This window comes from Mycobacterium intermedium, from assembly GCF_002086275.1.
Classification (GTDB): Bacteria; Actinomycetota; Actinomycetes; order Mycobacteriales; family Mycobacteriaceae; genus Mycobacterium; species Mycobacterium intermedium.
This window is the reverse complement of sequence record NZ_MVHT01000019.1, coordinates 1-19,276: the sequence shown is the minus strand read 5'-3', so window position 1 is coordinate 19,276 and position 19,276 is coordinate 1. Positions and strand designations below refer to the sequence as shown.

Sequence of the window (19,276 nt, the reverse complement as noted above, 5' to 3'; positions counted from 1 at the left end):
CGACGAGGAAGCGAAAGAACTATGACTGCCACTTCAGAAACGACTGACAAGAAGTCGGGCGGATCCGACACCAACGGCCGCGTGGTTCGGATCACGGGTCCCGTCGTCGACGTCGAATTTCCGCGTGGTTCCGTGCCGGAACTGTTCAACGCGTTGCACGCCGACATTCCCTTCGAGTCGCTGAAGAAGACGCTCACCCTGGAGGTGGCGCAGCACCTGGGTGACAACCTGGTGCGCACCATCTCGATGCAGCCCACCGACGGCTTGGTGCGTGGCGTCGAGGTCATCGACACGGGTCGGTCGATCTCGGTGCCGGTGGGCGAGAAGGTCAAGGGCCACGTCTTCAACGCGTTGGGGCGCTGCCTCGACGAGGAGGGGTACGGCGAGGACTTCGACCACTGGTCGATCCACCGCAAGCCGCCGGCCTTCGAGGACTTGGAGCCTCGTACCGAGATGCTCGAGACCGGCCTCAAGGTCGTGGACCTGCTGACCCCGTACGTGCGTGGCGGCAAGATCGCACTGTTCGGCGGTGCCGGCGTGGGCAAGACGGTGCTGATTCAGGAGATGATCAACCGTATCGCCCGTAACTTCGGTGGCACTTCGGTTTTCGCCGGCGTGGGGGAGCGGACCCGTGAGGGCAACGACCTCTGGGTCGAGCTGAAGGAAGCCGACGTCCTCAAGGACACCGCCCTGGTGTTCGGTCAGATGGACGAGCCGCCCGGCACCCGTATGCGGGTGGCCCTGTCCGCGCTCACCATGGCGGAGTGGTTCCGCGACGAAGCCGGCCAGGACGTGCTGCTGTTCATCGACAACATCTTCCGCTTCACCCAGGCCGGCTCCGAGGTGTCGACGCTGCTCGGTCGTATGCCGTCCGCGGTGGGTTACCAGCCGACGCTGGCAGACGAGATGGGCGAGCTGCAGGAGCGCATCACCTCGACCCGAGGCAAGTCCATCACGTCCATGCAGGCCGTGTACGTGCCCGCCGACGACTACACCGACCCGGCGCCGGCAACCACCTTCGCCCACCTCGACGCGACCACCGAGCTGTCGCGTTCGGTGTTCTCCAAGGGCATCTTCCCCGCGGTGGACCCGCTCGCGTCCAGCTCAACCATCCTCGACCCCAGCGTCGTCGGCGACGAGCACTACCGGGTAGCGCAGGAAGTCATCCGAATCCTGCAGCGCTACAAGGACCTTCAAGACATCATCGCCATTCTGGGTATCGACGAGCTGTCGGAAGAAGACAAGCAGTTGGTCAACCGGGCGCGGCGTATCGAGCGGTTCTTGTCGCAGAACATGATGGCCGCCGAGCAGTTCACCGGCCAGCCGGGTTCCACGGTGCCGGTGAAGGAGACCATCGAAGCGTTCGACAAGCTGACCAAGGGCGACTTCGACCACGTACCCGAGCAGGCCTTCTTCTTGATCGGCGGACTGGACGACTTGGCCAAGAAGGCCGAGACCTTCGACGTCAAGCTGTGATCGGGCACGGCTACCTGACCCGGCACGCAGCGGAGGTGTTGTGACATGGCCGTATTGAACGTTCAGATCGTCGCCGTCGACCGCAAGATCTGGTCGGGCGAGGCAACGTTCCTGTTCACTCGCACCACCGTTGGCGAGATCGGCATCCTGCCCAACCACATTCCGTTGGTGGCGCAGTTGGTTGATGACGCCATGGTGCGTGTCGAACGCGAAGAAGGGGACGACTTGCGCATAGCGGTCGACGGGGGCTTCTTGACGGTCACGGAAGATGGCATCAGCGTGCTCGCCGAATCAGCCGAGTTCGAAAAGGACATCGACGAGAGCGCCGCCAGGCAGGACGCCGAGTCCGACGACCCGAAGACCGCCGCCCGGGGGCGCGCTAGATTGCGCGCTCTCGGCGTGATCGACTAGCAGTCCGATGAGCGCGCCCATGATCGCTATGGCCGTGCTCGTCATGGTGCTGGGCGTGGCGGTACTGGCGCTCAGCTATCGGTTGTGGAAGCTGCGCCAGGGCGGCACGGCGGGCATCATGCGCGACATTCCCGCCGTCGGCGGTCACGGCTGGCGGCACGGCGTAATCCGCTACCGCGGCGGCGAAGCGGCCTTCTACCGGTTGTCCAGCTTGCGGTTGTGGCCGGATCGCCGGCTCAGCAGACGTGGGTTGGAGGTCGTGGGCAGGCGCGGGCCTCGCGGCGACGAATACGACATCATGACCGACGAGATCGTCGTTCTGGAACTGCGCGACACCACGCAGGACCGGCGCTCGGGGTACGAAATTGCTTTGGACAGAGGGGCGTTGACCGCGTTTCAGTCCTGGCTGGAGTCCCGCCCATCGCCGCGTTCGCGCCGGCGTAGGGTCTGACGGCGGTAGTGCGCCTAGCTTGCGCCGCGACCGCCGCCTGGTTGCCACTTCACGTCGCCATCGGGGTTGGCCACGCGGGCGAGGATGAACAGCAGGTCCGACAGCCGGTTGAGGTATTTCGCCGGTAACACGCTGACCCCCTCCCGATGGGCGTCCACGGCAGCCCACGCCGAGCGCTCAGCCCGGCGCACCACTGTCCGCGAGACGTGCAACAGCGCCGACAGTGGTGAGCCACCAGGCAGCACAAACGAATTCAGTGCCGGCAGGCCCTCGTTGTAGCTGTCACACCACTTTTCGAGGCGATCGATGTAGGCCTGGGTGATGCGCAGCGGGGGATGCTTGGGGTTCTCCACCACCGGGGTGGACAGGTCCGCGCCCGCGTCGAACAGATCATTCTGGATCTGCCGGAGCACAGCCGCGATCTGCTCGTCCGGCCCGCCCAGGGCAAGGGCGACCCCGATCGCGGAGTTGGCCTCGTCGCAGTCCGCGTACGCCACCAACCGCTCGTCGGTCTTGGACACCCGTGAGAAATCGCTCAACCCCGTGGTCCCGTCGTCGCCGGTCCGGGTATATATGCGGGTCAGGTGGACAGCCATGCCCAAAACCGTACCCGGCTGACCGAGTCGGCTGACTGACAAGCCGATAGCCCTTCACTAGACTGACGCGGGTGGCGGAGCGATTCGTGGTGACTGGTGGCAACCGGTTGTCAGGCGAAGTCGCCGTCGGAGGTGCCAAGAACAGCGTCCTCAAGCTGATGGCCGCGACATTGCTGGCGGAGGGCACCAGCACCATCACCAACTGTCCCGACATCCTCGACGTGCCGTTGATGGCCGAGGTGCTGCGCGGTCTGGGCGCGACGGTGGAGCTTGACGGTGACGTGGCCCGCATCACCTCACCCGACGAACCGAAGTACGACGCCGACTTCGCGGCGGTGCGGCAGTTCCGCGCTTCGGTCTGTGTGTTGGGCCCGTTGGTCGGGCGCTGCAAGAAGGCCAGGGTTGCTCTTCCGGGCGGCGACGCGATCGGGTCGCGTCCGCTGGACATGCACCAAGCGGGCCTGCGCCAACTGGGCGCGACGTGCAATATCGAGCACGGCTGTGTGGTCGCCCATGCGGACACGTTGCGGGGTGCAGAGATTCAGTTGGAGTTCCCGTCGGTGGGAGCTACCGAGAACATTTTGATGGCCGCTGTCCTGGCCGAGGGCGTCACCACCATCCACAACGCCGCGCGGGAGCCCGATGTCGTGGACCTGTGCACGATGTTGAACCAGATGGGCGCGCAGGTCGAAGGCGCCGGCTCCCCGACGATGACCATCACCGGCGTCCCGCGGCTGAACCCGACCGAGCACCGGGTGATCGGGGACCGCATCGTCGCCGCGACATGGGGCATCGCCGCCGCCATGACGCGCGGCGACATCACGGTGACGGGAATAGATCCGTCGCATCTGCAGTTGGTGCTGCACAAGCTGCACGACGCGGGGGCTACCGTCACCCAAACCGACAACAGTTTCCGCGTGGCCCAGTACGAGCGACCCAAAGCGGTCAATGTCGCGACGCTGCCTTTCCCCGGGTTTCCGACGGATTTGCAGCCCATGGCGATCGCGCTCGCAGCAATTGCCGACGGCACTTCGATGATCACCGAGAACGTGTTCGAAGCCCGGTTCCGGTTCGTCGAGGAGATGATCCGGCTGGGTGCCGATGCCCGCACCGACGGACACCACGCGGTGGTACGCGGACTGCCTCAACTGTCGAGCGCTCCGGTGTGGTGTTCGGACATCCGAGCCGGCGCCGGACTGGTGCTGGCCGGCCTTGTGGCAGACGGCGATACGGAGGTCCACGACGTCTTCCACATCGACCGCGGCTACCCATTATTCGTCGAGAACCTGCGGATTTTGGGAGCGGAGATCGAGCGGGTACACTAACCAACGTCAACGCCATCAGGCGCGGACCTCAAGACAAAGAGGACCGAAACCGGGAGTTGACTTTCCTGCCGGATCTGTATTAAGCTGGCAGGGTTGCCCCAAAACGGGCGGAACAAGTGTTGTTTGAGAACTCAATAGTGTGTTTGGTGTTTTTGTTTGTTGTTTTTTTGACTGCACCTAGCACTCCCCGTGTGTGGGTGTAGTCGTTTTTTCAGATGCCAGTATTGGTGTCTTTTTGTTAGGTCAGATTTCTCTGATTGTGAATTCTCCTCGATACCGAGGCGATTTTGTTTGGAGAGTTTGATCCTGGCTCAGGACGAACGCTGGCGGCGTGCTTAACACATGCAAGTCGAACGGAAAGGCCCCTTCGGGGGTACTCGAGTGGCGAACGGGTGAGTAACACGTGGGTAATCTGCCCTGCACACTGGGATAAGCCTGGGAAACTGGGTCTAATACCGGATAGGACCTCTCGGCGCATGCCTAGGAGGTGGAAAGCTTTTGCGGTGTGGGATGGGCCCGCGGCCTATCAGCTTGTTGGTGGGGTGACGGCCTACCAAGGCGACGACGGGTAGCCGGCCTGAGAGGGTGTCCGGCCACACTGGGACTGAGATACGGCCCAGACTCCTACGGGAGGCAGCAGTGGGGAATATTGCACAATGGGCGCAAGCCTGATGCAGCGACGCCGCGTGGGGGATGACGGCCTTCGGGTTGTAAACCTCTTTCAGCAGGGACGAAGCGCAAGTGACGGTACCTGCAGAAGAAGCACCGGCCAACTACGTGCCAGCAGCCGCGGTAATACGTAGGGTGCGAGCGTTGTCCGGAATTACTGGGCGTAAAGAGCTCGTAGGTGGTTTGTCGCGTTGTTCGTGAAATCTCACGGCTTAACTGTGAGCGTGCGGGCGATACGGGCAGACTAGAGTACTGCAGGGGAGACTGGAATTCCTGGTGTAGCGGTGGAATGCGCAGATATCAGGAGGAACACCGGTGGCGAAGGCGGGTCTCTGGGCAGTAACTGACGCTGAGGAGCGAAAGCGTGGGGAGCGAACAGGATTAGATACCCTGGTAGTCCACGCCGTAAACGGTGGGTACTAGGTGTGGGTTTCCTTCCTTGGGATCCGTGCCGTAGCTAACGCATTAAGTACCCCGCCTGGGGAGTACGGCCGCAAGGCTAAAACTCAAAGGAATTGACGGGGGCCCGCACAAGCGGCGGAGCATGTGGATTAATTCGATGCAACGCGAAGAACCTTACCTGGGTTTGACATGCACAGGACGCGTCTAGAGATAGGCGTTCCCTTGTGGCCTGTGTGCAGGTGGTGCATGGCTGTCGTCAGCTCGTGTCGTGAGATGTTGGGTTAAGTCCCGCAACGAGCGCAACCCTTGTCTCATGTTGCCAGCGGGTAATGCCGGGGACTCGTGAGAGACTGCCGGGGTCAACTCGGAGGAAGGTGGGGATGACGTCAAGTCATCATGCCCCTTATGTCCAGGGCTTCACACATGCTACAATGGCCGGTACAAAGGGCTGCGATGCCGCGAGGTTAAGCGAATCCTTTTAAAGCCGGTCTCAGTTCGGATCGGGGTCTGCAACTCGACCCCGTGAAGTCGGAGTCGCTAGTAATCGCAGATCAGCAACGCTGCGGTGAATACGTTCCCGGGCCTTGTACACACCGCCCGTCACGTCATGAAAGTCGGTAACACCCGAAGCCAGTGGCCTAACCCTTTGGGAGGGAGCTGTCGAAGGTGGGATCGGCGATTGGGACGAAGTCGTAACAAGGTAGCCGTACCGGAAGGTGCGGCTGGATCACCTCCTTTCTAAGGAGCACCACGAAAAGCACCCCAACAAGTGGGGTGCGAGCCGTGAGGGGTTCTCGTCTGTAGTGGACGGGGGCCGGGTGCAACAACAAGCAAAGCCAGACACACTATTGGGTCCTGAGGCAACACTCGGACGCTGTTTTCGAGGGTTGTCCCACCATCTTGGTGGTGGGGTGTGGTGTTTGAGAATTGGATAGTGGTTGCGAGCATCAAAATGTATGCGTTGCCGTTCGCGGTGGCGCGTTGTTTTGTGCAATTTTATTCTTTGGTTTTTGTAGTGTTTGTAAGTGTCTAAGGGCGCATGGTGGATGCCTTGGCATCGAGAGCCGATGAAGGACGTGGGAGGCTGCGATATGCCTCGGGGAGCTGCCAACCGAGCGTGGATCCGAGGATGTCCGAATGGGGAAACCCAGCACGAGTCATGTCGTGTTACCCGTACCTGAATATATAGGGTGCGGGAGGGAACGCGGGGAAGTGAAACATCTCAGTACCCGTAGGAAGAGAAAACAATTGTGATTCCGCTAGTAGTGGCGAGCGAACGCGGAAAATGGCTAAACCGTACGCATGCGATACCGGGTAGGGGTTGTGTGTGCGGGGTTGTGGGACTATTACTTCTCAGCTCTACCTGGCTGAGGGGCAGTCAAAAAGTGTTGTGGTTAGCGGAAGTGGCCTGGGATGGTCCGCCGTAGACGGTGAGAGCCCGGTACGTTAAAACCCGACACCTGCCTTGTTTTAGCTCCCGAGTAGCAGCGAGCCCGTGGAATTTGCTGTGAATCTGCCGGGACCACCCGGTAAGCCTAAATACTTCTCGATGACCGATAGCGGATTAGTACCGTGAGGGAATGGTGAAAAGTACCCCGGGAGGGGAGTGAAAGAGTACCTGAAACCGTGCGCCTACAATCCGTCAGAGCCTCCTCGTGGGGTGATGGCGTGCCTTTTGAAGAATGAGCCTGCGAGTCAGGGACATGTCGCGAGGTTAACCCGTGTGGGGTAGCCGCAGCGAAAGCGAGTCTGAATAGGGCGTATCCCCGTAAGGGGTGTAGTGGCATGTTCTGGACCCGAAGCGGAGTGATCTACCCATGGCCAGGGTGAAGCGCGGGTAAGACCGCGTGGAGGCCCGAACCCACTTAGGTTGAAGACTGAGGGGATGAGCTGTGGGTAGGGGTGAAAGGCCAATCAAACTCCGTGATAGCTGGTTCTCCCCGAAATGCATTTAGGTGCAGCGTTGCGTGGTTCACCACGGAGGTAGAGCTACTGGATGGCCGATGGGCCCTATCAGGTTACTGACGTCAGCCAAACTCCGAATGCCGTGGTGTCAAGCGTGGCAGTGAGACGGCGGGGGATAAGCTCCGTACGTCGAAAGGGAAACAGCCCAGATCGCCGGCTAAGGCCCCTAAGCGTGTGCTAAGTGGAAAAGGATGTGCAGTCGCAGAGACAACCAGGAGGTTGGCTTAGAAGCAGCCACCCTTGAAAGAGTGCGTAATAGCTCACTGGTCAAGTGATTGTGCGCCGATAATGTAGCGGGGCTCAAGCACACCGCCGAAGCCGCGGCACATCTACGTAAGTAGGTGTGGGTAGGGGAGCGTCCCTCATTCAGCGAAGCCGTCGGGTGACCTACGGTGGAGGGTGGGGGAGTGAGAATGCAGGCATGAGTAGCGAATAGGCAAGTGAGAACCTTGCCCGCCGAAAGACCAAGGGTTCCTGGGCCAGGCCAGTCCGCCCAGGGTGAGTCGGGACCTAAGGCGAGGCCGACAGGCGTAGTCGATGGACAACGGGTTGATATTCCCGTACCCGTGTGTGCGCGCCCGTGATGAATCAATTCTGCTAACCACCCAAATGGTGGTCTATCAATCCCTTCGGGGTGCGAGGATCGCCGGCTGCGTGGGACCCGGGTTGGTAGTAGTCAAGCGATGGGGTGACGCAGGAAGGTAGCCGTACCAGTCAGTGGCAATACTGGGGCAAGCCCGTAGGGAGAGCGATAGGCAAATCCGTCGCTCATTAATCCTGAGAGGTGATGCATAGCCGATTGAGGCGAATTCGGTGATCCTCTGCTGCCAAGAAAAGCCTCTAGCGAGTTCACACACGGCCCGTACCCCAAACCAACACAGGTGGTCAGGTAGAGAATACCAAGGCGTACGAGATAACTATGGTTAAGGAACTCGGCAAAATGCCCCCGTAACTTCGGGAGAAGGGGGACCGGCATGCCGTGAACACCCTTGCGGTGGGAGCGGAAACCGGTCGCAGAAACCAGTGAGAAGCGACTGTTTACTAAAAACACAGGTCCGTGCGAAGTCGCAAGACGATGTATACGGACTGACGCCTGCCCGGTGCTGGAAGGTTAAGAGGACCCGTTAACTCGTAAGGGTGAAGCGGAGAATTTAAGCCCCAGTAAACGGCGGTGGTAACTATAACCATCCTAAGGTAGCGAAATTCCTTGTCGGGTAAGTTCCGACCTGCACGAATGGCGTAACGACTTCTCAACTGTCTCAACCATAGACTCGGCGAAATTGCACTACGAGTAAAGATGCTCGTTACGCGCGGCAGGACGAAAAGACCCCGGGACCTTCACTATAGCTTGGTATTGGTGTTCGGTACGGTTTGTGTAGGATAGGTGGGAGACTGTGAAGCCTCGACGCCAGTTGAGGTGGAGTCGTTGTTGAAATACCACTCTGATCGTATTGGACACCTAACGTCGAACCGTATATCCGGTTCACGGACAGTGCCTGGTGGGTAGTTTAACTGGGGCGGTTGCCTCCTAAAATGTAACGGAGGCGCCCAAAGGTTCCCTCAACCTGGACGGCAATCAGGTGTTGAGTGTAAATGCACAAGGGAGCTTGACTGCGAGACCTACAAGTCAAGCAGGGACGAAAGTCGGGATTAGTGATCCGGCACCCCCGAGTGGAAGGGGTGTCGCTCAACGGATAAAAGGTACCCCGGGGATAACAGGCTGATCTTCCCCAAGAGTCCATATCGACGGGATGGTTTGGCACCTCGATGTCGGCTCGTCGCATCCTGGGGCTGGAGCAGGTCCCAAGGGTTGGGCTGTTCGCCCATTAAAGCGGCACGCGAGCTGGGTTTAGAACGTCGTGAGACAGTTCGGTCTCTATCCGCCGCGCGCGTCAGAAACTTGAGGAAACCTGTCCCTAGTACGAGAGGACCGGGACGGACGAACCTCTAGTGCACCAGTTGTCCCACCAGGGGCACCGCTGGATAGCTACGTTCGGACAGGATAACCGCTGAAAGCATCTAAGCGGGAAACCTTCTCCAAGATCAGGTTTCTCACCCTCTAGGAGGGATAAGGCCCCCCGCAGAACACGGGTTCGATAGGCCAGGCGTGGAAGCTCAGTAATGGGTGAAGCGGACTGGCACTAACCGGCCGAAAACTTACCAACACATAACCAATCGCAACCACTATCCGTCTCCGGCATTTATGCCGTTAGACACTGCACCCCGCCACCAAACAAACTTGAATGTGTAAAATAAATAGAGTTACGGCGGCCACAGCGACAGGGAAACGCCCGGTCCCATTCCGAACCCGGAAGCTAAGCCTGTCAGCGCCGATGATACTGCGCTTATCGCGTGGAAAAGTAGGACACCGCCGAACACACAAAAACACCCCCAGCAATGGGGGTGTTTTTGCATGCGCCGGCCCGCCGAGACCGGCTGCTGCGCGGCGCTGAGCGCCTCACTGCCCAGCAATGAGCCACGTTGCTCGCTAAGCTGCCGGCGGCCGATGCCAACCAAGACCTTGCATTCGGATTCCGCGACGCCGACGGCCAATGTCGCCGAGTACGGTGGTCTGCTGGTGAGGAGTGGCGGGGCTCTCGCTAAATGGCGCCGATTGCCTGGAGGAGTGCGAGCCCGCCGGTCGCCCGGGCGATTTCATAACCTAGGCCGCCCAATTGGGTGCCCTGATACGAATAGGTTGAACCCACAAACGTCCCCGGCTGGTCATAATAGGTTACCGAAATGGGCTGAGCACCAGCCATGAGCCCGCCAAAGGGAATCTTGAGCGTGAAGGCATCCTGCCCGCCAACGCCACCAGTGTTCAGAATTGCTGGCAACTGGGATGACCCAATCTCGACCGTGTGATGGCCAAACAGTATGGAATTGGTGAATTCGAAAGGCGCGGATACGAATGCACTGGTAGCGCCCACGAAGTCACCATTAGCAATGGCAGCGAAGAATGCGTTGTTGCTGTTCGCGAGCGAGGCTTGCCCGGTGACATAGGGGCCGGCCATGGCCGCTAGCAGCGGAAGCGCCGGGGGCAGGGTTATTGTTCCCCCGGTCATTTGGGAGGAGGGGGGGGACAACAAACCGCTGTTGGACCACACCACGGTCCCAACTGCAGTCTCAAGGGTTAGCGTCATCGTCATTGCTCCAGGGAGTACGTCGGCGTAGTCCACGGTCGTCCATGCTTTTATCGGGCCGAATGGTGTCTCCCACAAGACTGGGCCGGATGTCCCTGAGGCGGCGGGGTTTGGCAGGGTTGAGGCGCTTCCGATCGCGAGTTGGCCCAAAAGGTTCTGAATGGGCGCATTCAGCGTGTTGGCCAGGGCTTGTTGAGCATTGGTCAGCTCCGTGCTGAGGTACTGGGCCGCGCTGTTATTCAACAATTTCACGAATCCGTCGTGAAAATTCAAGGCCTGGTTGGCGAGGGATTGGAATTGCTGGGCGTTGGTACTGAACAATGCCGCGATCGCCGTGGACACCTCATCGGCGGCAGCAGCCAGTACCTGCGTCGTAGGTGCTGCGGCCGACGCATTTGCCGAGCCGATCGCCGCTCCTATCTCGGCCAACTCCGAAGCGGCCCCAGCCACGATCTCCGGCGCGATGAATGTCGATGGCATCAAGAAACCTCCAACTTGGATACTGGCAACGACGGTTCGCCTTCGGGACTGGTCTTTCAGGAGTGCGCTTAGTGGCTTTCGCGCCAGCAACCGCCTCGTCGAGATGTCCTCGCGGCATCCAAGACCGTATTGTCGGTGTGGCCGCGTCGATAGAGGGATTTCCCTGGAGTTGGCCGCGTCGTTCGCGCCGAGAGTGTGGACTGTGGCCCGAAACCGACCTAGGGCCGGGTGCTCCCCTCACGTTCGGCGAGGCCGACATCCCCGCGACGGGGCAGGCCAACCGCGACAACGGCAAGGTGCCGGTTCGCCAGTCGGCAATGCCGTCGATGGACTACTGGGTCCGCGCGGGCACCTCGATATCCAAAACGCCGTGGTCCTGCGCGGCGATTCGACGGGCCTGCCCCGCCAGAATCCCGGGCTGGGCATCGGTGTGCGCCGACGCCACGTGCGTCAGGATCGTGCGCTGCCCCTCGATGTTTGCGGACCACCTGCACAGTCACCGGGCCCCAGGGCGCGTGCGCACCTTCCGCATGTACGCCACGGCCCGAAGCTACCGGCTTGGTGCCCCAGACGAGCCGCTAAGCCGAGCGAAAGCGCAGGTCAGCGAACTGGAAATGCAGAACTCACCCAACGGGTGTCCGAAGTCAGCGCAGAAAAGTGCTTACGATCGTGTTCAGCAGGACCGGGAAGAATCCGCCGAATTGCGTTCCGCTGTAGGCGATGTCATGTGCCAGGCTCGTGGCCTGCACCCCCGGTTGCCATATGGGGTTGTCAATCGTGTAGTCGGGCGATGTGACCCGGATGGGTTGGGCGGGCGCGAAAAGTCCGCCAAAGGGAATGTGGAACGTCCGCGGGTACGCGCCGAGTTCCTCCCCAAGCGGGATCGAGATCGTTTCATGCCCGAAGAGCACGGCGCCGGTGAAATTGAACGGGGCCCCCAACCATGCGACCGCGGCCCCCAACGGGTTCCCGGTCTGTACGGCATTGAAGAACGCGTTGGTGCTGTTGCTCAGCGATGCCCCACCCGTGATGTAAGGGCCGGCTAACGCGGCGAGGAATGGGACCGCCGGTGGCGTGATCAATGTCCCCCCGGTTGTTGTGATCACCTTCCCGGTCTCCGACATGATCCCATTCGTCTCCCAAACGAGTGAGCCGAGCGGAGTGGTTACTCTCAGACTCGACGAGAGAGGCCCGTTCAAGCCGTCCGGGTAAACCTCGCTGTAGTTCAACGCGAATTCGCCGAACGGCGTGGGAAAACTGAGAGGGGGTAGGACGGTCTGCGTTTCGGCCGCAGACACGGCGCTCTGGCCAACTCCGATCGCGTTCGCTAGCGTTTGCTGGGCATTTGCGAGCTCAGTGCTCACATACTGGGCGGCACCACCGCTCAACAGCTTCACGAACTCGCCGTGAATGGTCGCCGCTTGGGCGGAAAGAGCTTGGAACTGCTGGCCGCTTGTACTGAACAACGCCGCGATCGCCGTGGACACTTCATCGCTGGCGGCCGCGATGACCTGCGTCGTGGGGACGGCTGCCGCGGCGTTAGCCGAGCTGACGGTCGATCCGATCTCGGCCAGCTCCGCGGCCGCAGCGGTGACTGCCTCTGGGCTGACGAACGTAAACGACGACATCGGAAGCCTCCAGACTCCTTTGCGAGACCGACTCCAAAGGACTTCTGGGCTGCGGCCTCGGACCCGTGATTTTGCGGGCCAACGATATAAGTCGCTTTCCTGCTTCGATAGAGGGTTTTCCCTGGAGTTTGGCGCCATCGCACGCCCATGATCGGCAGGGCGGTCTGCGGGAAACCCTCGACCACGGGTTCAGTCGAACAGGGTCAATTCCGCCGGCGTCCGGCGCTTCTCCAATCCGAGCAGGGTCTGCTTACGGTCCAGGCCGCCGCCGTAGCCCGTCAGTTTTCCGCTGGCACCGATCACGCGGTGGCACGGCACGATGATCGCAATCGGATTGTGGCCGTTGGCCAATCCGACGGCGCGGGCCGCGCCGGGGGCGCCGATCTGCTCGGCGATCTCGCCATAAGACCGCGTCTCCCCATACGGAATTGTCAACAGCGCCTTCCAGACTCGCAGCTGGAATTCGCTGCCGCGCAGGTCGAGTTCGAGATCGAAGTCGGTGAGCTCGCCGGCAAAGTAGGCCTCCAATTGGGCGACGGCATCGCCAAACGCCCCGCCGTCTTCGGTCCAGCCGGTACGGCTCGGTTCGTAGGTCTGGTCGACCATGCGCAGATTCGTCAGCGTCGAACCGCGGCCGGCCAATGTCAGCTGCCCTATCGGACTGTCGATGGTGCGGTAGTGAATCATGCGATCTCCCGTACGGGCCATTCGTTTACCGGATGTTCGAGGGTGGCCCACAGATGCTGGGTGGCATAGGAGCGCCACGGCCGCCAGCGGGCGCTGTGTTCCAGCAGTGCCCGCTCCTGGACGGGTAGGCCAAGTTGCTTCGCAGCCAGCTTCAACCCCAAGTCGCTGACCGGAAACGCGTCAGGGTCTCCGAGTCCGCGCATGGCGATCACTTCCGCGGTCCAGGGACCGATGCCGGGCAGTTCCAACAACTGTCGACGCGCGCGTTCCCAATCGCATCCGGCGTCCAGGGTCACGCTACCGTCGGCGAGCCCGGCGATCAGCGCGGTCACGGTCCGCTGGCGCGCCTTGGGAACCGACAGATGCGCAGGGTCGATCTCAGCCAGTTGTTCGATGGACGGGAAGGTGTGCGTCAGTCCGCCGTGCGGGTCGGTCATTGTCTGGCCGTACGCGGCGACCAGTCTGCCGGCGTGGGTGCGTGCCGCCTTCGTGGAAACCTGCTGGCCTAGGACGGCCCGCACGGCTAGTTCGGCTTCGTCCACTGTTCGCGGAATCCGTTGTCCGGGAGCTTTATTCACTACCGCACGCAATTGAGGGTCAAAGCTGAGCGCTTCCACTACCGCTTCCGGATCGGCGTCAAGATCCAGCAGCCGTCGGCATCGGGCGGTGGCGGCCGCGAGGTCGCGGAAGTCGTCGAGGACCAGCACGCACCGCACGTGGTCGGGTGCCGGGGTCAGTGCGACGACGCCGTTGCCCCACGCCAGCCGTAGCGTGCGCCGGTACGCGCCGTCGCGAACCTCCTCGCAACCCGGCACCGCGCCGGCGGCCAGATGACCGAAGACCCCCTCGTAGGCGAACGGTGTCCGGACTGGCAGGCGTAGCGACACCGCGCCCGCCGATGCGGTGTTGGACCCAAATCGGGCGGCCGCGCGCTTGCGCAGCTGCGTCGGTGTGCTGTCGCACACCAACCGCACGGTCTCGTTGAACTGCCGGATGCTGGAAAAGCCGGCGGCGAAGGCGACGTCGCCGAAGGGGAGATCCGTGGTCTCGATCAGGATCCGGGCGGTCTGCATGCGCTGCGCGCGGGCCAGCGCGAGTGGCCCCGCGCCGACTTCGGCCTGCAGCAGTCGCTCAAGTTGACGCGTTGTGTAGCCCAGGTGTGCGGCGAGGCCGGTGACGCCGTCTCGATCCACTGCGCCGTCGGCGATCAAGCGCATGGCCCGGGCGACGACATCACCACGCACGTTCCATTCGGGAGAGCCCGGCGACGCGTCAGGACGGCACCTCTTGCACGCGCGGAAGCCCTCTCGCTGCGCGGCCGCGGCTGTCGGCAGGAAACGCACGTTGCGGGCGAACGGGGGACGCACGGGGCAACTGGGGCGGCAGTAGATCCGGGTGGTCAAGACCGCGATCACGAACCAGCCGTCGAACCGGGCGTCCTTCGACTGGACGGCCCGGTAGCAGCGGTCGAAATCTTCATGCACCCTTCGACAATTACACCTGGTCGCCGACAAGACTGGCGGAAAAGCGACATCAATGTGGATCGCAGGTGAGAGCAACAAGGGTTACGCGACGGTCCAACCGTCGCGGCGGTCATCTACTTTGAGGGTTTGGCGGGCTCGACCGGCGATGCGGTCCGGATGCGCTGGTCGTAACCGCGCAGCTTCACATAGCGTCCCAAAGACCAATGGGCGCGCTCACTTTCGCTCGCGCCCTGCACAACCTGCTCCGAGGCCAACAGCTTGCCGGGCTTGGATTTCGCGAGTTCGCACAGTCGCGCCGCCTCGTTGACGGGCTCGCCGATGACGGTGTACTCAAACCGTTCTTTGGAGCCCACATTGCCTGCGACCACCTCGCCCGCGGCCACGCCGATGCCTGCCGGGCATTCGGGGACCTCCTCCACCAGTCGTTTCGCTATCGCGCGGGCAGCGGCCAGGGCATGGTCTTCGGGGTTCTCAAGCCTGTTAGGGGCGCCGAAAATAGCGAGCGACGCGTCGCCTTCGAATTTGTTGACGAGTCCGCGCTGGCGGTCCACCTCTTCGACGACGACTGCGAAGAATCGGTTCAGCACTTCGACGACCTCGGCCGGAGGGCGCTTGGTCACCATTTTCGTCGAGCCTTCGATGTCGATGAAAACCACAGCGACGTGGCGTTCTTCACCGCCCAGCTTGGGCTTCTCCTTTTCGGCCGCTAGCGCGACTTCGCGTCCGACGTGACGGCCGAAGAGGTCGCGGAGCCGCTCCCGCTCCCGCAGGCCGTCGACCATCGCGTTGAATCCGCGTTGCAGCTCACCCAATTCGGTTCCGTCAAACGCCACCAGGTCGCCGCGCAAGTCGCCCTGCTCGACACGTTTGAGCGCCGCACGCACCACCCGGACCGGCGTCGCCGTCAGCCAGGCCAGGATCAACATCAGGATGAAGCCGAAGATCAGGGTGACGGTTGAGATGATGAGCACCCCCACCGCGAATTGGGTCTGGGTGAGATTGCGCAACACGATCTCGAAGAAGGCCAGCAGGGCGATGCCCACCACCGGAACACCCGAACCCATCAGCCACACCATCATGGTTCGCCCCATGATCCCCGGTGCCAGCCGTCGCGGTGGTGGCCCCGCTTCGAGCGCCTGCGCCGCGACCGGACGCAGCGCGAACTCGGCCAGCAGATAACTGCCGGTGGCGACCAACAGGCCGCAGAAGCTCACGGACAGCAGGAATCGGGGGATGAACAGGTGATTCACCATCCCGAACAGGGTCGTTGTCAGCACGGCGCCGACTCCCCACAAGATCAGGTCGACGACCGCGACGCGCCACGGAGCCAGGAACGTGTTCCGTGAGTCGTTGCGGTCCGGCTTGCGTTCCTCGATTGCCCAGCGCAGCGACAGCACCGTCTGCCGGGTGATCCAGTAGGCGCCAAACGCCACCGCAAGAACGATGTAGATCGGCACGGCGATGGTCGAGATCCATAACGGGGCGTCCTCGAACACGCTTGGCTCCGGAATTGCCACGGTTACCAGCAGGATCGCCACGCCGATCCCGATCAGGTTGGCCACCACGATCAACGTCGTCAGGATGACCTGGATGCGGACCCGCCGACGATGTTGGCTCTCGGTGACCCGCCCCAGCAGCCACGACCCGTATGCGGGCGTGTCCGGCCGCCCGCTCTGGTGGGTGACCCTCTCGAGCACTCGGCCCACGCGTTGCGCTGTGGTCCTGTTGGTCTTCTTGGGCGACCCTTTTGTCGGCATGTTGGCGTCAGCCTAATTCGTCAAACAGGCTCTAAGGTGATTCGGGTGCGTCTCGTCATTGCTCAATGCACCGTCAACTACATAGGTCGGCTCACCGCACATCTGCCTTCCGCGCGCAGGCTGCTGCTGTTCAAGGCTGACGGGTCAGTCAGCGTTCACGCCGACGACCGTGCTTACAAGCCGTTGAATTGGATGAGTCCGCCGTGCTGGTTGACCGAAGAGGTCGACGGCGAATTTCCGGTTTGGGTGGTCGAGAACAAGGCCGGCGAACAGCTGCGAATCACGGTGGAGGCGATCGATCACGACTCCAGCCACGACCTGGGCGTCGACCCGGGTTTGGTCAAGGACGGCGTGGAAGCCCATCTGCAGGCGTTGCTCGCCGAGCACGTCCAACTGCTCGGTGAGGGATACACGTTGGTTCGTCGCGAATACATGACCCCGATCGGGCCCGTCGATCTGCTGTGTCGTGACGAGCGGGGCGGTGCGGTTGCGGTGGAAGTCAAGCGCCGCGGCGAGATCGACGGCGTGGAGCAGCTCACCCGCTATCTCGAATTGCTCAATCGCGACAGCGTTCTCGCGCCCGTCAAGGGGGTGTTCGCCGCCCAGCAGATCAAGCCCCAGGCCCGGACACTGGCTAATGATCGCGGAATCCGTTGCCTGACATTGGATTACGATCGCATGCGGGGGATGGACAGCGACGAGTACCGGCTCTTCTGATGCCTCGGCGCGGGCGGGGTAAGCCGCCGCGGCGCCGCGAGCCGGCAAAGTTCGCGCCGATGGCGGGGCGCGTGGAGATCGGGCCCGATGGCTACGAATACGAAGTGCGCCCGGTCGCTGCGGCCCGCGCGGTCAAGGTATATCGCTGCCCCGGATGTGACCACCAAATCCAGCCTGGCACAGCGCATGTGGTGGTTTGGCCTACCGATCTGACGCAAGCGGTCGAGGAACGCCGGCACTGGCACACCCCGTGCTGGGCAAATCGCGCTACCCGCGGCCCCACTCGAAAGTGGTCGTGAGTAGCCGGATTGGCCGGAACCAGGAAGAAATCAGGAAGCGGGCTCGACCAGTTCGATCAGAACGCCGCCGGCGTCCTTGGGGTGGATGAAGTTGATCCGGGAGTTTGCCGTGCCGCGACGGGCCTGCTCGTACACGAGGCGGACGCCCTGATCGCGCAACCGTTCACAGATCGCGTCGAGATCGCGAACGCGGCAGGCCAGCTGTTGGATGCCCGGCCCGCGCTTGTCCAAGAACTTCGCGATGACCGATGACTCGTCTAGGGGGGCCATCAGCTGGATCTGTGCTGTGGAACCCGGCACGGTCAGCATTGCCTCGCGGATGCCCTGGTCCTCGTTGACCTCCTCATGCACGAGAATCATGCCGAGGTGGTCGTTGTACCACTCGATTGCGGCGTCGAGGTCCGGGACCGCGATGCCGACGTGATCGAGCCCGGTAACCAGCGAGGTACCCAGAACCTGACGGGCGTCAACTTGATCGGTCGTCACCCCCTAACGGTAACCTCGATATAAAGAATCTGTCTCTACCGGGTTCTCCGGACGGGCTGTTCTCGTGCGCTTAGGAGGTAGTTGTGACGACGTCGGTGATAGTTGCTGGAGCACGGACGCCTATCGGAAAATTGATGGGTTCGCTGAAGGATTTCAGCGCCAGCGATCTGGGTGCCATCGCCATCAAAGGTGCCCTGGAAAAGGGCAACGTTCCGGCCTCATTGGTCGAGTACGTGATCATGGGGCAGGTGCTGACCGCGGGGGCGGGCCAGATGCCCGCTCGCCAATCTGCCGTTGCTGCAGGCATCGGCTGGGATGTGCCGGCACTGACCATCAACAAGATGTGCTTGTCCGGCATCGACTCGATCGCTTTGGCTGATCAGCTCATCCGCGCCGGCGAGTTCGACGTGGTGGTGGCCGGGGGACAGGAATCCATGACAAAAGCCCCCCACCTGCTGATGGACAGCAGGGCGGGCTACAAGTACGGCGACGTCAAGGTCTTGGACCACTTGGCTTATGACGGGCTGCACGACGTATTCACCGACCAGCCAATGGGGGCGCTCACCGAGCAGCGCAACGACGTCGACCAGTTCACCCGTCAGGAACAGGACGAGTACGCCGCCGCATCGCACCAAAAGGCCGCTGCCGCTTGGAAAGACGGCATTTTCGCCGACGAGGTTGTCCCGGTGAGCATTCCGCAGCGCAAAGGTGATCCGCTGCAGTTCAGCGAGGACGAAGGCATTCGCGCGAACACCACCGCCGAGTCTCTCGCCGGTCTCAAGCCGGCGTTTCGCAAGGACGGCACCATCACCGCCGGGTCCGCGTCGCAGATTTCCGACGGAGCGGCCGCGGTTGTGGTGATGAACAAAGAAAAGGCCCAGGAACTGGGGTTGAGTTGGCTGGCCGAGATCGGTGCGCACGGTGTGGTCGCCGGGCCGGATTCGACGCTGCAATCGCAGCCGGCCAACGCGATCAAGAAAGCCCTTGGCCGCGAAGGCATTTCGGTCGATCAACTCGACGTCGTGGAGATCAACGAAGCGTTCGCCGCGGTGGCCTTGGCCTCTACGAGGGAACTCGGCGTGAACCCCGAGATCGTCAACGTCAATGGTGGCGCAATTGCGGTCGGGCATCCGATCGGCATGTCAGGGGCACGGATCACCCTGCATGTGGCGCTCGAGTTGGCGCGCCGTGGATCGGGCTACGGAGTGGCTGCGTTGTGCGGCGCCGGCGGCCAGGGCGACGCGTTGATCCTGCGCGCTGGTTAACTCGTCAGTAGCTTTGCTAACGATCCGCGGACACG

At 62.0% G+C, this 19,276-nt stretch carries 14 protein-coding genes, 3 rRNA genes and 1 pseudogene; 10 read left to right on the top strand and 8 right to left on the bottom strand.

Going from position 1 to position 19,276, the window contains the following annotated elements; translation table 11 throughout:
* The first annotated feature begins 21 nt into the window (after nucleotides 1–21).
* Genes atpD through BST27_RS09300 form a run of 3 tightly spaced genes read left to right on the top strand, consistent with a single transcriptional unit; the run spans nucleotide 22 to nucleotide 2,338 of the window.
* On the top strand, nucleotides 22–1,476 hold the full coding sequence (gene atpD, locus BST27_RS09310) for a F0F1 ATP synthase subunit beta (protein ID WP_069418795.1): 1,455 nt from the start codon (nucleotides 22–24) through the stop codon (nucleotides 1,474–1,476).
* Between the two features lie 45 nt (nucleotides 1,477–1,521).
* Entirely contained in the window at nucleotides 1,522–1,887 is a 366-nt protein-coding gene (locus BST27_RS09305; RefSeq protein WP_069418794.1) for a F0F1 ATP synthase subunit epsilon, read from the top strand.
* A gap of 7 nt (nucleotides 1,888–1,894) precedes the next feature.
* The gene (locus tag BST27_RS09300) at nucleotides 1,895–2,338 is read left to right on the top strand and encodes a DUF2550 domain-containing protein (RefSeq protein WP_069418793.1); all 444 of its coding nucleotides are present in this window, start codon (nucleotides 1,895–1,897) and stop codon (nucleotides 2,336–2,338) included.
* A 14-nt stretch (nucleotides 2,339–2,352) separates the two neighbouring features.
* On the opposite strand, the gene BST27_RS09295 is transcribed toward BST27_RS09300, so the two are convergent.
* A complete protein-coding gene (locus tag BST27_RS09295; protein ID WP_069418792.1) occupies nucleotides 2,353–2,934 on the bottom strand; it encodes a cob(I)yrinic acid a,c-diamide adenosyltransferase in 582 nt (193 codons plus the stop codon).
* A gap of 71 nt (nucleotides 2,935–3,005) precedes the next feature.
* Here BST27_RS09295 and murA point away from each other — a divergent pair, with 71 nt between their 5' ends.
* From murA to rrf, 4 genes are all read left to right on the top strand, one after another.
* Nucleotides 3,006–4,259: a UDP-N-acetylglucosamine 1-carboxyvinyltransferase gene (murA, locus tag BST27_RS09290; protein ID WP_069418791.1), complete on the top strand. Its 1,254-nt coding sequence runs from the start codon at nucleotides 3,006–3,008 to the stop codon at nucleotides 4,257–4,259.
* Between the two features lie 288 nt (nucleotides 4,260–4,547).
* Nucleotides 4,548–6,068: ribosomal RNA gene (locus BST27_RS09285) — 16S ribosomal RNA — on the top strand.
* Nucleotides 6,069–6,349: 281 nt separating this feature from the next.
* Nucleotides 6,350–9,460: ribosomal RNA gene (locus BST27_RS09280) — 23S ribosomal RNA — on the top strand.
* A gap of 98 nt (nucleotides 9,461–9,558) precedes the next feature.
* A 5S ribosomal RNA gene (rrf, locus tag BST27_RS09275) occupies nucleotides 9,559–9,672 on the top strand.
* The 16S, 23S and 5S rRNA genes sit together here, the layout of an rRNA operon.
* A 223-nt stretch (nucleotides 9,673–9,895) precedes the next feature.
* Here rrf and BST27_RS09270 read toward each other — a convergent pair.
* The 6 genes and pseudogenes from BST27_RS09270 to BST27_RS09245 form a co-directional block, all read right to left on the bottom strand.
* Nucleotides 9,896–10,918: a PE family protein gene (locus BST27_RS09270; RefSeq protein WP_069418790.1), complete on the bottom strand. Its 1,023-nt coding sequence runs from the start codon at nucleotides 10,916–10,918 to the stop codon at nucleotides 9,896–9,898.
* A gap of 334 nt (nucleotides 10,919–11,252) precedes the next feature.
* Nucleotides 11,253–11,450 (bottom strand): annotated as a pseudogene (locus BST27_RS35005) (IS1634 family transposase); the annotation flags it as partial.
* 112 nt (nucleotides 11,451–11,562) lie between these two features.
* A complete protein-coding gene (locus tag BST27_RS34460) occupies nucleotides 11,563–12,546 on the bottom strand; it encodes a PE family protein (protein WP_069418789.1) in 984 nt (327 codons plus the stop codon).
* 189 nt (nucleotides 12,547–12,735) lie between these two features.
* On the bottom strand, nucleotides 12,736–13,233 hold the full coding sequence (locus BST27_RS09255; protein ID WP_069418788.1) for a methylated-DNA--[protein]-cysteine S-methyltransferase: 498 nt from the start codon (nucleotides 13,231–13,233) through the stop codon (nucleotides 12,736–12,738).
* Nucleotides 13,230–14,717: a DNA-3-methyladenine glycosylase 2 family protein gene (locus tag BST27_RS09250; protein WP_069418787.1), complete on the bottom strand. Its 1,488-nt coding sequence runs from the start codon at nucleotides 14,715–14,717 to the stop codon at nucleotides 13,230–13,232. Before BST27_RS09250 ends, BST27_RS09255 begins: the two co-directional genes overlap by 4 nt.
* Before the next feature lie 113 nt (nucleotides 14,718–14,830).
* Complete coding sequence (locus BST27_RS09245) at nucleotides 14,831–16,474, bottom strand: adenylate/guanylate cyclase domain-containing protein (protein WP_069418786.1); 1,644 nt, start codon at nucleotides 16,472–16,474, stop codon at nucleotides 14,831–14,833.
* 45 nt (nucleotides 16,475–16,519) lie between these two features.
* Here BST27_RS09245 and nucS point away from each other — a divergent pair, with 45 nt between their 5' ends.
* Together nucS and BST27_RS09235 are read left to right on the top strand one after the other, a co-directional pair.
* Nucleotides 16,520–17,191 carry an endonuclease NucS gene (nucS, locus tag BST27_RS09240; protein ID WP_069418859.1) on the top strand — a complete coding sequence of 224 codons (672 nt, stop codon included), beginning with the start codon at nucleotides 16,520–16,522 and terminating at the stop codon, nucleotides 17,189–17,191.
* The gene (locus tag BST27_RS09235; protein WP_079219552.1) at nucleotides 17,191–17,490 is read left to right on the top strand and encodes a hypothetical protein; all 300 of its coding nucleotides are present in this window, start codon (nucleotides 17,191–17,193) and stop codon (nucleotides 17,488–17,490) included. The genes nucS and BST27_RS09235 overlap by 1 nt, the downstream gene beginning before the upstream one ends.
* 30 nt (nucleotides 17,491–17,520) lie before the next feature.
* On the opposite strand, the gene mce is transcribed toward BST27_RS09235, so the two are convergent.
* Nucleotides 17,521–17,976 carry a methylmalonyl-CoA epimerase gene (gene mce / locus BST27_RS09230; RefSeq protein WP_069418785.1) on the bottom strand — a complete coding sequence of 152 codons (456 nt, stop codon included), beginning with the start codon at nucleotides 17,974–17,976 and terminating at the stop codon, nucleotides 17,521–17,523.
* 83 nt (nucleotides 17,977–18,059) lie between these two features.
* Between mce and BST27_RS09225 the strand changes: the two genes are divergently transcribed.
* On the top strand, nucleotides 18,060–19,241 hold the full coding sequence (locus BST27_RS09225) for an acetyl-CoA C-acetyltransferase (RefSeq protein ID WP_069418784.1): 1,182 nt from the start codon (nucleotides 18,060–18,062) through the stop codon (nucleotides 19,239–19,241).
* Nucleotides 19,242–19,276: the final 35 nt, after the last annotated feature.

Excerpts from the sequence above, each read along its gene's own strand:
- BST27_RS09245 (WP_069418786.1), bottom strand. The coding sequence starts at position 16,474 with ATGCCGACAAAAGGGTCGCCCAAGAAGACCAACAGGACCACAGCGCAA.
- BST27_RS09300 (WP_069418793.1), top strand. The coding sequence starts at position 1,895 with ATGAGCGCGCCCATGATCGCTATGGCCGTGCTCGTCATGGTGCTGGGC.
- BST27_RS34460 (WP_069418789.1), bottom strand. The coding sequence starts at position 12,546 with ATGTCGTCGTTTACGTTCGTCAGCCCAGAGGCAGTCACCGCTGCGGCC.
- atpD (WP_069418795.1), top strand. The coding sequence starts at position 22 with ATGACTGCCACTTCAGAAACGACTGACAAGAAGTCGGGCGGATCCGAC.
- BST27_RS09305 (WP_069418794.1), top strand. The coding sequence starts at position 1,522 with ATGGCCGTATTGAACGTTCAGATCGTCGCCGTCGACCGCAAGATCTGG.
- BST27_RS09295 (WP_069418792.1), bottom strand. The coding sequence starts at position 2,934 with ATGGCTGTCCACCTGACCCGCATATATACCCGGACCGGCGACGACGGG.
- BST27_RS09270 (WP_069418790.1), bottom strand. The coding sequence starts at position 10,918 with ATGCCATCGACATTCATCGCGCCGGAGATCGTGGCTGGGGCCGCTTCG.
- BST27_RS09235 (WP_079219552.1), top strand. The coding sequence starts at position 17,191 with ATGCCTCGGCGCGGGCGGGGTAAGCCGCCGCGGCGCCGCGAGCCGGCA.
- BST27_RS09255 (WP_069418788.1), bottom strand. The coding sequence starts at position 13,233 with ATGATTCACTACCGCACCATCGACAGTCCGATAGGGCAGCTGACATTG.